At 62.6% G+C, this 12701-nt stretch carries 10 protein-coding genes and 1 rRNA gene; 3 read left to right on the top strand and 8 right to left on the bottom strand.

Annotated elements, in window-relative coordinates; genetic code table 11:
* Positions 1-96 precede the first annotated feature (96 nt).
* From hemN to J2W17_RS23025, 3 genes are all read left to right on the top strand, one after another.
* Positions 97-1479 carry an oxygen-independent coproporphyrinogen III oxidase gene (gene hemN / locus J2W17_RS23035; protein WP_307340446.1) on the top strand — a complete coding sequence of 461 codons (1383 nt, stop codon included), beginning with the start codon at positions 97-99 and terminating at the stop codon, positions 1477-1479.
* Between the two features lie 94 nt (positions 1480-1573).
* Positions 1574-2308 (top strand): fumarate/nitrate reduction transcriptional regulator Fnr, encoded by a 735-nt coding sequence (gene fnr, locus J2W17_RS23030; RefSeq protein WP_307339875.1) that lies wholly within the window; start codon positions 1574-1576, stop codon positions 2306-2308.
* A 79-nt stretch (positions 2309-2387) separates the two neighbouring features.
* On the top strand, positions 2388-2936 hold the full coding sequence (locus tag J2W17_RS23025; RefSeq protein WP_150765891.1) for an adenine phosphoribosyltransferase: 549 nt from the start codon (positions 2388-2390) through the stop codon (positions 2934-2936).
* A 135-nt stretch (positions 2937-3071) separates the two neighbouring features.
* Here J2W17_RS23025 and recR read toward each other — a convergent pair whose 3' ends face one another.
* From recR to rrf, 8 genes are all read right to left on the bottom strand, one after another.
* Entirely contained in the window at positions 3072-3674 is a 603-nt protein-coding gene (gene recR / locus J2W17_RS23020) for a recombination mediator RecR (protein WP_033055661.1), read from the bottom strand.
* An 88-nt stretch (positions 3675-3762) separates the two neighbouring features.
* The gene (locus J2W17_RS23015; RefSeq protein ID WP_307339868.1) at positions 3763-4800 is read right to left on the bottom strand and encodes an NADP-dependent oxidoreductase; all 1038 of its coding nucleotides are present in this window, start codon (positions 4798-4800) and stop codon (positions 3763-3765) included.
* 148 nt (positions 4801-4948) lie between these two features.
* Positions 4949-6244 (bottom strand): flavin-dependent monooxygenase QhpG, encoded by a 1296-nt coding sequence (qhpG, locus tag J2W17_RS23010; RefSeq protein ID WP_307339865.1) that lies wholly within the window; start codon positions 6242-6244, stop codon positions 4949-4951.
* Positions 6241-6918: a subtilisin-like serine protease QhpE gene (qhpE, locus tag J2W17_RS23005; RefSeq protein WP_307339862.1), complete on the bottom strand. Its 678-nt coding sequence runs from the start codon at positions 6916-6918 to the stop codon at positions 6241-6243. Before qhpE ends, qhpG begins: the two co-directional genes overlap by 4 nt.
* On the bottom strand, positions 6908-8626 hold the full coding sequence (locus tag J2W17_RS23000) for an ABC transporter ATP-binding protein (RefSeq protein ID WP_307339860.1): 1719 nt from the start codon (positions 8624-8626) through the stop codon (positions 6908-6910). Before J2W17_RS23000 ends, qhpE begins: the two co-directional genes overlap by 11 nt.
* Positions 8626-10530, bottom strand: a complete 1905-nt coding sequence (locus J2W17_RS22995) for a sigma-54-dependent Fis family transcriptional regulator (protein ID WP_307339857.1) — start codon at positions 10528-10530, stop codon at positions 8626-8628. Before J2W17_RS22995 ends, J2W17_RS23000 begins: the two co-directional genes overlap by 1 nt.
* Positions 10531-10646: 116 nt before the next feature.
* Complete coding sequence (mrdA, locus tag J2W17_RS22990) at positions 10647-12539, bottom strand: penicillin-binding protein 2 (protein WP_307339853.1); 1893 nt, start codon at positions 12537-12539, stop codon at positions 10647-10649.
* Positions 12540-12615: 76 nt separating this feature from the next.
* Positions 12616-12701 (bottom strand): 5S ribosomal RNA (rrf, locus tag J2W17_RS22985); the annotation flags it as partial.

Genomic DNA, 12701 nt, shown 5'->3' with positions numbered 1-12701 from the left:
CACATATCCCTACCTTTGATGCAAATCAAGATGCCCACACACCGCCGCCCCTAGACTCGCCAACACAGCCAGCCTATCCGGGGGAACGCCCGCATGATGCTCGACGCCATTCGTTGGGACACCGATCTGATCCGCCGCTATGACCTGGCGGGACCGCGCTACACCTCCTATCCCACCGCCATGCAGTTCGACGGTCATGTCGGCAGCTTCGACCTGTTCCATGCCCTGCGTGACAGCCGCAAGGCCCAACGTCCCTTGTCGCTCTATGTGCATGTGCCGTTCTGCGCGAACATTTGCTACTACTGCGCCTGCAACAAAGTCATCACCAAGGATCGCGGCCGCGCCCTGCCCTATTTGCAGCGTCTGGAACAGGAAATCCAGCTGATTGCCTGCCACCTCGACCCGGCGCAGAAAGTTGAGCAGCTGCATTTCGGCGGTGGCACGCCGACGTTTCTCAGTCACGACGAACTGCGCCAGTTGATGGCCCGGTTACGCAAAAGCTTCAATTTGCTGGACGATGATTCCGGCGACTACGCCATCGAAATCGACCCTCGGGAAGCCGATTGGTCGACCATGGGCCTGCTGCGAGAACTGGGCTTCAATCGGGTCAGCATCGGCCTGCAGGACCTCGATCCGGCGGTGCAGCGGGCGGTGAATCGCCTGCAAAGCCTGGAGGAGACCCGCGCGGTGATCGACGCCGCTCGCACCCTGCAATTTCGCTCGATCAACATTGACCTGATCTACGGCTTGCCGAGACAGACACCGGAGAACTTCGCGCGCACGGTCGACGAAGTCATCGCGCTGCAACCTGACCGGCTGTCGGTGTTCAACTACGCGCACCTGCCGGAACGCTTCATGCCCCAGCGACGCATCAACAGCGACGAATTGCCGACGCCGGCGCAGAAACTGGAGATGCTCCAGGGCACCGTCCAACAACTGACCGCCGCCGGTTACCGCTACATCGGCATGGATCACTTCGCGCTGCCCGATGACGAACTGGCGATTGCCCAGGAAGAATCGACCCTGCAACGCAACTTCCAGGGCTACACCACCCACGGTCACTGCGACCTGATCGGCCTCGGCGTTTCGGCCATCAGCCAGATCGGCGACCTGTACTGCCAGAACAGCAGCGACCTCAACCAATATCAGAACGCGCTGGCCGCCGCGCAACCGGCCACCAATCGGGGTCTGCTGTGCAACGCCGACGATCGCCTGCGTCGAGCCGTCATCCAGCAATTGATTTGCCACTTCAGCCTGGATTTCGCCCGGATCGAACACGCTTTCAACATCGACTTTCAAGGTTATTTCGCCGAACTCTGGCCGCAACTGCAGCGCATGGCCGCAGACGGCCTGATCGAACTCGATAACGAAAAAATCACTGTACTGCCCGCCGGTCGGTTACTCGTGCGTTCGGTGTGCATGGTGTTCGACGCCTATCTGGGCGAGCAGAATCGCCAGCGATTTTCACGGGTAATTTAAACCCTGCGACAAAATCGCCAGGCGCTGGCTTGAATGTCCTCCCGTGAGTTACCCTTACGGCTTATGTGTGTTTTTTCCCACAAGGATTGAAGAAATGTCCGAGCCAGTAAAACTGCGCGCTCATAGCCAGGCCCATTGCAAGGATTGCAGCCTGGCACCCCTCTGCCTGCCACTTTCATTGAATCTGGAAGACATGGATGCGCTGGACGAAATCGTCAAACGTGGCCGCCCGCTGAAAAAGGGCGAGTTTCTGTTCCGTCAGGGCGACACGTTCGATTCCGTTTATGCAGTTCGCGCCGGTGCCTTGAAGACCTTTAGCCTCAGCGATACTGGCGAAGAGCAGCTCACCGGTTTCCATTTACCGAGTGAACTGGTCGGCTTGTCGGGCATGGACACCGAAAAACACCCGGTCTCGGCGCAAGCCCTGGAGACCACCTCGGTCTGTGAAATCCCTTTTGAGCGCCTCGACGAGCTGGCACTGCAACTGCCGCAGCTGCGCCGACAGTTGATGCGCGTCATGAGCCGCGAGATCCGTGACGATCAGCAAATGATGTTGCTGTTGTCGAAGAAAACCGCCGATGAGCGTATTGCGACGTTCCTGGTCAACCTCTCGGCCCGCTTCCGCGCCCGGGGCTTTTCGGCCAACCAGTTCCGCCTGAGCATGTCGCGCAACGAAATCGGCAACTATCTGGGGCTGGCGGTGGAAACCGTGTCCCGGGTGTTCACCCGCTTTCAGCAAAACGAACTGATTGCCGCCGAAGGCAAGGAAATTCATATCCTCGACCCGATCCAGCTGTGCGCCCTGGCCGGCGGTTCGCTCGAAGGCTGACGGTAACGGTCGCGGCTGAGCGAAAGGGTTCAGTCGCCGTTATACTGCGACGTTTGCAGCCTGCCAGGATTCTTCGACAATGGCCTTCGATTCGTTCGACATCAAATCCCTGATCCGCCCCGTGATCGACTTCCCCAAGCCGGGCGTGATCTTTCGCGACATCACTCCGCTGTTCCAGTCGCCCACGGCCCTGCGCCTTGTGATGGACAGCTTCGCCCACCGTTATGTCGAAGCCGATTTCACCCACATCGGGGCGATGGACGCCCGTGGTTTCCTGATCGGTTCGGTGCTGGCCTATCAGCTGAACAAGCCGCTGGTGTTGTTCCGCAAGCAAGGCAAGCTGCCGGCCGACGTGCTGGCCGAAGGATATGCGACCGAGTACGGCGAAGCCTTCCTCGAAGTCCACGCCGACAGCCTGTGTGAAGGCGATTCGGTGGTGATGTTCGATGACCTGATTGCCACCGGCGGTACGCTGATTGCCGCGGCGAACCTGATTCGGCGCATGGGTGCGCGGGTGCACGAGGCGGCGGCGATTATTGATCTGCCCGAGTTGGGAGGGGCGCAGCGGCTGGAGGACATGGGGATTCCGACGTTTTGCCTGACGCAGTTTGCGTTGGACGATAAGTAACGTTTTGCCTGCACGGACGCCATCGCTGGCAAGCCAGCTCCCACAGGGATCAAGGGTGTTCACAGATTTTGCGTACACCAATGGACCCTGTAGGAGCTGGCTTGCCAGCGAAGGCGTCAGTCCAGACACCACAAATTACAAAGCGATCGGCTTACGCCCCGCAAACGAATGCGCCAACGTCCCGCCATCGACCAGTTCCAGCTCGCCCCCCAAGGGCACGCCATGGGCGATGCGCGAGGCGATCAGGCCTTTGTTGCTGAGCAACTGGGCGATGTAGTGCGCCGTGGCTTCACCTTCCACCGTCGGGTTGGTGGCGAGGATGACCTCAGTGAACGTGCCCGCTTCTTCAATTCGCGCCAGCAGTTGCGGAATGCCGATGGCTTCCGGGCCCAGGCCGTCGAGCGGCGACAGGTGACCCTTGAGCACGAAGTAACGCCCACGAAAGCCGGTCTGCTCCACCGCATAGACATCCATCGGCCCTTCCACCACGCAGAGCAAGGTGTCGTCGCGACGGGTATCGGCGCATTGCGGGCACAGATCGTCTTCGGTCAGCGTGCGGCACAGCCGGCAGTGGCCCACGCCTTCCATGGCCTGGCTCAGTGCCAGGGCCAGGCGCGAACCGCCGCTGCGATCACGCTCGAGCAGCTGCAACGCCATGCGTTGGGCAGTTTTCTGACCGACACCGGGCAAAATTCGCAGGGCGTCGATCAGTTGGCGAATCAGAGGGCTGAAGCTCATGGGGAAAAGTCCGACAAAACAACGAGACGCGGTTTATACCCGCGCCTCCCCTTGAGCGTCAAATAGCAGCGTCAAATGGCAGGGCCAATTACTCGGCCTGCGCGACCCGAACCACCAGTTTGCCGAAGTTGCGTCCTTCCAGCAGGCCGATGAAGGCCTCGGGCGCATTTTCCAGGCCATCGACCACATCCTCGCGGAATTTCACCTTGCCGTCACGCACCCAGGGCGCCATGGCGCTGATGAACTCCGGCTGACGGTCACCGTAGTCGTCAAACACGATGAAGCCCTGGATCCGCACCCGCTTGGTCAGCACGGTGCGCTGCAGTTGCGGCAGCTGATCCGGGCCGGTGGGGGCCTCGTGAGCGTTGTACGAAGCGATCAGGCCGCAGAGCGGAATCCGCGCCTTGGGGTTGAGCAGCGGCAGTACCGCGTCGAATACCTTGCCGCCGACGTTCTCATAATAAATGTCGATGCCGTCAGGGCAGGCCTTTGCCAGTTCCTCGGCGAAATTGCCGCTCTTGTGATCGATGCAGGCATCGAAGCCCAGTTCTTCGACCACGTAACGGCACTTTTTCTCACCGCCGGCCACGCCGACCACCCGCAGGCCTTTGATCTTCGCCACCTGGCCGACCACTGACCCCACCGCGCCGGATGCCGCCGCGACCACCAGGGTTTCGCCGGCCTGGGGTTGGCCAATGTCCATCAGCCCCATGTAGGCGGTCATGCCTGGCATGCCCAGAACACCCAGCGCCATCGACGGGCTCGGTAGCCCGGACGGCACCGGCATGATGTTGCGACCGTCGCTGATGCTGTGGCTCTGCCAGCCGGTGGCGCCGACCACCAGGTCACCTTCGTGGAATTTCGGGTTCAGCGAGCGCTCGACACGGCTCACGGCCCCGCCGGTCATCACTTCGTCGATTGCCACGGGTGCCGCGTAGGAGGGCGCGTCACTCATGCGCCCACGCATGTAGGGGTCCAGCGACAGATACAGGGTCTTGAGCAGCACCTGACCGTCGGCCAGGTCCGGCAGCGCTTGCCTTTCAAGGCGAAAATTCTCCGGGGTCGGCGCGCCTGTGGGGCGCGATGCCAGGACGATACGTTGGTTGAGGGTCAATGCTTCGGGCATGCGAGCGTCTCCTTGTACGAAGAATTCGATGGTATAGGGAGCAGACCGTTGTGGGGGTGGCTCGTTCGATGTTTCTCCCTGACACGGATCGTTCATCGTTTACAGGCAATCCGGAAAGTGGCGTTACCAGCGCATGTGCAAAGATCGGTCAGGGTTTGAAGCCCTGGGCCAGCAACCAGCCGCGTATCACCCGCCCCTGCTCCACCGTCAACCCCGCCAACGCCTGCTCGGCCGGTTCTGTGCGCAACCGCCGCACCAACGGCGCCAACTCGATCCCTTGCACATGCCAGATGCCCAATGGCTGATCGGCAGTGATCACCACCTCGGCCTCATCGACAAAGCCCTCCCTGAGCACCGGCGCGCGCTCGATCCTCAACGCGTTGAAATCCGCCGCGGCATGGGCGAACACGGCATCCGGCCACTGACGCCGCGCCTGCCAGAACGGTTGCTCCAGCCAACGCTGCTCGTCGGCATAAAAATCGCGGCCGATCCGCGCAAATCGCAAAAACAATTGCTCGACCCGCTGTCGATGAAACCGTTGCGCCAGCGCCGCTCGCTCAGGTTTTCGCAACAGTGTGTTGATCACCACGGGGGCCTGTAACGCCGAAGACAGGGACTGGAAGATCCCGTTCCCCGACAGCGGATCCACCGCCATTGCCGCATCGCCGACCCGAATCCAGTGCGCGCCACAGACCTGAGGGCTTAGAATCGCCGTGCTGCTGCGAGCATGCAGCTGTAGATCGTTCTCGGGACCGGCGGCAAAAAACGCCCGGGCCACCGCCGAACCCTGGCGCCGTTGACGGCAGTAATCGAGCAATTGCGTCTTGCCTGGCAACCCGGCGCTGGCGACGTCGACTGTCCATTGCCAGTAACACTGACCGTCGGCCCGCCGCGCCATCCAGGCCCAGCCGTCCTCCAGGCTTTCCACGGCACTGGCGGTGGTGCCTGGCGTGCCTTGCCAGCGATTGAGCAGGCTGACCGTCTCCGGCCCCCGCAGGCCTTTGCCAAGCGCTGGCGCCTGACGGCCCCGGGCCTCCACCAGAAAATCCGCCCGCAGTGCCGTACGCCCTTCGAGCTCGATCCGATGTCCCGCCACTGACGGGTGAACCGTCAACACCCGGGCTTCGATCAGTTCTACCCCCGCCAGGCGCAGGTCCTCGCGCAGGCCTCGATCAAAGCTCGGGCGATCCAGCAGATATTCAATGTTTTGCGCATGCTGCTGGCCGTTCCATGACACCTGGCGCTGGGAAGGCAACGTCGCATCCGCCAGCGCCTGATTCAGCCCCGCGCCTCGCAACGCCTCAAGCACCCGCACGGAAACCCCTTCCAGCGCGGCAAAGCGGCGCCACTCGCTGACCAGGGTCACCCCATAGCCGAGCCGCCGCAGCCCCAGCGCGACGGCTGCACCCGCCGGCCCGGCGCCGAGAATGACAATCGCCGTCATGGGCCGGAACGCCGTTCAGGGCCGCGATAACAGGCGTTTTCGCGCAACCATTGGAGGACTTGCTGGTTGCTCGCCTCGGGATGTTCCACCAGGAAACCGGCAATGTGCCCGCTCAAGGCCGCACACCCCAGGCTGGCGCCGGATTGCCCCGGATACGTCCCATGCACACAGGCCGCGAAATCCGCCTGGGCGCTGTCGAGCCATGACCACTCCTGTTCGGCGCACCGCGCATCGCCGGTAACCCGCAGCACCTGTGGATAATTCGCCGGGAACACTCCCTCGCCCTGGGCCGGGCTGGACGCACACAGCAGAATGCCCCGCGCCACCGCCCCGGCGCAGGCTTCACGCAACAGGCTGCGATCCTGGCGCAGGCCCAGGCTCAAGTTGATCAGGCGCACGTCCTGCGTCACCAGCCAGTCGATGGCCGTGGCGATCTGCAAGGCGCTGGTGACACCTCGCCGGTCGAACACTTGCCCCACGCAAAATACCGCCGCCGGTGCCCGCCGACCGATAGCTTCGATCACTGCGCTGCCGTGGCCGAGCGGATCTTCATGCAACTCGCTTTCTGCCAGCCCATCGGCCAGCAACGAGAATCGTCGCCCGGCGACCACCTGCACCCGCTGCGCCGCCGAGTGACCACTGTCCACCACGCCAATGCGCAACTCAGGCTTCATGCAGCACCGTTTTCGATGTCAGCACACCGTCGAGCAACTCAAACCGCAGGTCGGCATCGGCCAGGGTCGAGGGGCGATGGCTGATCAGGATGCGCGTACGACCGGCAAACAACCGGTCGATGGCCTCGATCACTTCGCGCTCGGTCGCTTCATCCACCGCCGAGGTGGCCTCGTCCAGCACCAGGATCAGCGGGTCCTGCAGCAATGCCCGGGCTATGGCGATGCGTTGTTTTTGCCCGCCGGACAATTGTTGGCCGCGCTCGCCCAACGGACTGTCGAGGCCTTCGGGCAACGACGCGATCAGGCTGTCGAGTTGCGCCAGCCGCGCCACTTCGGCGATCGCTTCGCGACTGGCATCCGGTACGGCGTACGCCAGGTTGTCGGCAAGGCTGCCACGGAACAGCACAATGTCCTGACTGACCACGGCGATTCGCCGGCGCAACTGGAACAGGTCCAGTTCCCGCAAGTCGACCTCCCCCAGCAACACTCGGCCGGACTGCGGGTCGTGGTGCCGTTGCAGCAGGTCGATCAGGGTCGATTTACCCACCCCGGAGCCACCGCTGAGGGCGACTTTCAAGCCATAGGGGATACGCGCTTCGATGCCGCGCAAGGTCGTCGGGCGACCAGGATGGCTGAAGTGCACGTCGTCGAATCGCAGCTCGCCGGAGCTTGGCATCGGCTGCGGCGTAACGGGCGTGAGTACGGTCGGCTCTTCACCGCGCAATTCCATGACTCGCCCGAGGCTGACGGTCATTCGCTGAATCGCGACGTACAGGCCCAACAGACTCTGGACCGGTCCGACCGCCATGCCCAGGTAGGTGGAAAAGGCGATCAGCGCCCCCAGCTGCCAGGTCCCCTGCACCACCCAGTAACCGCCAATCAAAAACGCACAAGCCCGTGACAGCGAAGTCAGCGTGCCCGGTACCGCCTGGGTAAAGAACTCGGTCACTTGCAGTCGCAGCAACTGGCTCATATAGCCCTGCCCCAGCGTCTCCAGCCGTCGCGCTTCACGCTGCTGCTGACCGGCGGACTGGATGAATTTCATCACCGGCAAGGTCTCGACCATGAACGAGGACATGTCCGCCGAGCGCTCGCGCAACTGCCGCACATCGCGCTCGACCTTGCGCCGCATCCAGCGCAGCCAGAGCACATCGAGGGGAATCAGCACCAGTGCCAGCAACGAGAGTTCCCAAGACAGGGTCACCAGCATTGCCACCGCGACGACCAGGCCGATCACGCTCGATACCGCAGAGAACAGCGAATCCACGGCAAAGCGCTGGATCTCCGCAACGTCGCCATCGAGCCGCGACATCAGGTCACCGATGCGCCGCTGGCCATAGAAAGCCGGGGACAGGGTTTGCAGATGCCGGTAAAGGTCATCGCGCAGGGCAAACAGAATCCGCCCGGACAGCCGTGTGTGCAGGTAACGGTTGATGCCCGACAACAGTGTGCCGAGCAATCCGGCCAGGATCATCAGCCCGGCGATCAGCACCAGCATGGGAAAGTTGCGCGCCAACAGGCCGTCGTCGATCAGCAGCTTGGTCAACCAGGGTTGCACCAGCACCAGCGCCGATGCGCAGGCGGACAAGCCGAGCAGCCCGGCAATCGCCAGCCGATGGGGACGTACAAAGCTGTAGAGCCAGCGCAGCGCCGCTTGCAGGGCTGCGGGATTCTGGCTGTGGATCAGCCGAACGAGCAAGCGCTGCATCAGGAGCGCAACTGTTTGAGTTTGCGATACAGGGTCGCGCGGCTGATGCCCAGGGCGTCGGCGGCGGCCGAGACATTGCCTTGATGAGTGTCCAGGGACTGGCGAATCAGCTCCAGTTCGTTTTCGCGAATGCTCCCCGACTGAGGGCGTTCGGTGGCGGTCAGCTCGTCGAGCATGCTGTCGGGCAAGTGATCGAGGGTCAGCACCGTATCGCCCGGTTCACGCATGGCCAGCGCGGTGCGCAGGACCATCTCCAGCTGACGGATGTTGCCCGGCCAGTGATAGCCGCCGAGCAGGCGGTTCAGGTCGTCATGCAGGAGCATCGTCGGCGCGTCGAGCCTGACCAGCAAACGAGCGACCAGAGCGCTGAAGTCGTCGCGTTCACGCAGGGCCGGGAGCATCACACTGATGCCGTTGACCCGGTAGAACAAATCTTCACGGAAGTGCTTTTCTTCCACCAGACGCTTGAGGTCGCGGTGGGTCGCGCATATCAGTGCGACGTCGATGTCTTGCTCTTCGCCAGCGCCCAGTGGAGCGACTTTGCGATCCTGTAGCACGCGCAACAGACGTGCTTGCAGGGCCAGTGGCATGTCGCCGATTTCGTCGAGGAACAAGGTGCCGCCGTGGGCCTGTTGCAGACGCCCGATCATGCCGCCACGCCGGGAGCCGGTGAACGCGCCTTCGCGATAGCCGAACAGTTCGGACTCGATCAGGCCTTCGGGGATCGCGGCGCAGTTCACCGCAACGAAGGGTTTATCGCAGCGGGTGCCGGCCATGTGCAACGCACGGGCGATGACTTCCTTGCCGGTGCCGGTTTCACCAAGCAGCAATACCGGCAGTTCATTGGCCAGGCCCTGGCGGGCCATGCGCAACGCCCGGGCATAGCGGACGTTGCTGCCGGCCAGGGATTCGAGGTCCGGTTGCGGTTTGGCGGTTTTGGCGGTGGCACGCGGTGGTGCACTGACGTTGATCGAGCGCTGCGGCGCACGCAGGGTCTTGTAGAAAAATTCGCCGTTGGCGGTCTGCAGGCTGCCGACTCCGCCCTGGTGCAGGCGCGATAGCAGTTGCAGGCCGTCGACGCCCAGAAACTCTTCGCAGCGGCGACCGACCAGCGCCGAACGTTCGGCACGCAGCAACTGGCAGGCCTGGGCACTGACCGCGAGGATTTGTCCGCCAAGGCTTATCGCCAGCAGGCCTTGCCATGGGGATTCGAGATATTGCCGACGGCTGTGGAATGCCAGCACGATCTCGTCCGGATAGCTTGAGTTGAAGATGCGGCTTTCGATCTGGCTGACGGCCATGGCCAGCAGCGCGGTGCTGTCATGGACCCGGCCGAGCGGGCCTTCACGGGTCAGGTCGAGCACGCCGAGGATGTCGCCCTGGGGGCAATGAATCGGCACCGAAGTGCAGGAGAAATCGCTCAGGCGATCGAGGTAATGTTCGCCGCAATCGATCATCGTTGGCCGGGCTTCCACCAATGCGGTGCCCAGGGCATTGGTACCGCGGGCGGCTTCGCTCCAGCAGGCGCCGAGGGTGATGTCCTGCAGGCCGCTGCCCTTGAGGCGATCGGCGCGTCCTTCGACGGCGAGGATGGTGGCATCGGAATTGGCGAGGATGATCAGCCCTTCCTTGCCCTGGCGTTCGGCCAGGTAATCGATCGCCGGCAATGCCGCGTCGATCAGCAGGCGGTTGCTCGCCAACAGCACGTCAAGACTCGCGCTCGATCCCAGCGCCAGTTCGTGCTTGGCATTGAAATGCACGCCATGGCTGAGGCTGCGTCGCCACGAGGCATCGATTTCCGCCCGCAACACTCCATCCGGGACTTCGCCCTCGAGATGGAGTTTCTCCCGGGCCAGCCGGGCTTCGCGGTGCAGCTTGGGTGGAGTTGTTTTTATCAGCGTCATCAAGCGCTCCGGAGCGGTCCGCTTTGCGCCTATTCAAGTTCAGCGCCCTGAGGCAATCTTTACGTTAACGTCAGGGGGATGGCAAGTGCCTTATGGCGCTTGTGTTTCAATATCATTCAGACGTGCGGGTCGCCTGGTTTTTTGCTCGGCGTGGCGTATTGCGGCTTCAGGTGGCCGTCCTGATCGAGCAGCCAGGCGTCCATGATCTGCCGCACCACAGGGCCGGCAACGCGACCACCGGCCTCGCCGTTCTCGATCATCACCGAGATGACGATCTTCGGATGCTCAGCCGGCGCGAAGCCGACGAACAGGGCGTTATCGCGGTTACGCTCCAGGGTTTTCGCCCGGTTGTAGCGCTCACCCTGCTTGATCGCCACCACCTGCGCGGTGCCACTCTTGCCCGCGATGCGGTATTGCGCGCCCGCCGCTGCCGCCCGGGCAATACCGCGGGCGTCGTGCATGACCATCTGCATGCCGTGGTTGACCTGTTCCCAGTCACGGGGGTCCTTGAGCAGGATGTTCGGCATCGGATGTTCATCCACCGGGGCGACGCCATCCACGGTCATGGCCAGGTGCGGCCGGTTCCAGACCCCCTTGTTGGCGATCAGCGCGGTGGCCTGGGCCAGTTGCAGCGGCGTGACCTGCATGTAGCCCTGGCCGATGCCGAGGATCACCGTCTCGCCGGGGAACCATGGCTGGCGGCGCGTGGCGCGCTTCCAGGCCTGGGATGGCATCAGCCCGGCAGACTCTTCGAACATGTCCAGTGAGACCTTCTCGCCGAGGCCGAACATGGCCATGTAGTCGTGAAGGCGATCGATGCCCAGTTTGTGGGCCAGGTCGTAGAAGTAGGTGTCGTTGGAACGCATGATCGCCGCGTCCATGTCCACCCAGCCATCGCCGCTGTGGTTCCAGTTGCGGTATTTGTGATCGAAGTCCGGCAACTGGTAGTAACCCGGATCGTAGACGCGGGTCTGCGGAGTTACCACGCCGGCATCGAGACCGGCAATCGCCACTTCCGGCTTGATGGTCGAGCCGGGGGCATAGAGGCCGCGCAGCACGCGGTTGAACAGCGGCCGGTCGATGGAATCGTGCAGCGCCGCGTATTCCTTGAAGCTGATGCCCGTCACGAACAGGTTCGGGTCGAAGCTTGGTTTGCTGACCATGGCCAACACTTCGCCGGTCGACGGGTCGAGCGCCACCACCGACCCGCGACGATCACCCAACGCCTGCTCGGCGGCCTCCTGGAGTTTGACGTCGAGGCTCAGGACGATGTTTTTGCCGGGGACCGGATCGGTGTGCTTGAGCACGCGCAGGACCCGGCCCTGAGCGTTGGTTTCGACTTCTTCGTAACCGACGTGGCCGTGCAATTGCGACTCGTAGAATTTCTCCACACCCGTTTTGCCAATGGATTGGGTGCCGCGGTATTCCACCGAGTCCAGGGCCTTGGATTCTTTCTCGTTGATACGACCGACGTAGCCGATCGAATGGGCGAAGTGCGCGCCCATCGGGTAGTGACGAACGAACTGCGGCTCGACGTCGATGCCTGGCAGACGGAACTCGTTGACGGCCAGTACCGCGATCTGTTCTTCGCTGAGTTCGTAGAACAGCGTGACGGGAACGAACGGATGGCGTGCCTGCTTCATGGCCTTGTCGAACAGCGTGCGGTCTTCGGCGGGCAAATGCAGGAGGTTGACCACCTGGTCCAGCTCTTCCTTGATATCGGAGGCGCGTTCGCGGGTGATGGTCAGGTTGAAGCTGGGGCGGTTGTCGGCCAGGACCACGCCGTTGCGGTCGTAGATCAGCCCTCGGGTGGGGGTGATCGGCAGTACGTGCACGCGGTTGTTTTCGGAGATCGTCGAGTTGTAGTCGAATTCGAGTACTTGCAGGACATACAGGCGCACGACCAAGGCGCAGGTAATGGCGGCGACGAACAAGGCGCAGGCCATCAGCCGTTTGTTGACCAGGCGCGTCTCTTGTTCGTGATCCTTGATCGGTATCGGTTCGGGCATGTGTGCAGCTTCCTACAAACAGCTGACAAAAACAAAACCCCTACCTGCATGCGCAGATAGGGGTTTTGGAATTCAATCTTGACGATGACCTACTCTCACATGGGGAAACCCCACACTACCATCGGCGATGCATCGTTTCACTGCTGAGTTCGGGATGGGATC

The sequence above is a fragment of the Pseudomonas lini genome (assembly GCF_030812475.1).
GTDB classification, from domain to species: domain Bacteria; phylum Pseudomonadota; class Gammaproteobacteria; order Pseudomonadales; family Pseudomonadaceae; genus Aquipseudomonas; species Aquipseudomonas lini_A.
The sequence above is the reverse complement of the archived record's forward strand: the minus strand, read 5'-3'. Positions and strand labels throughout refer to the sequence as shown.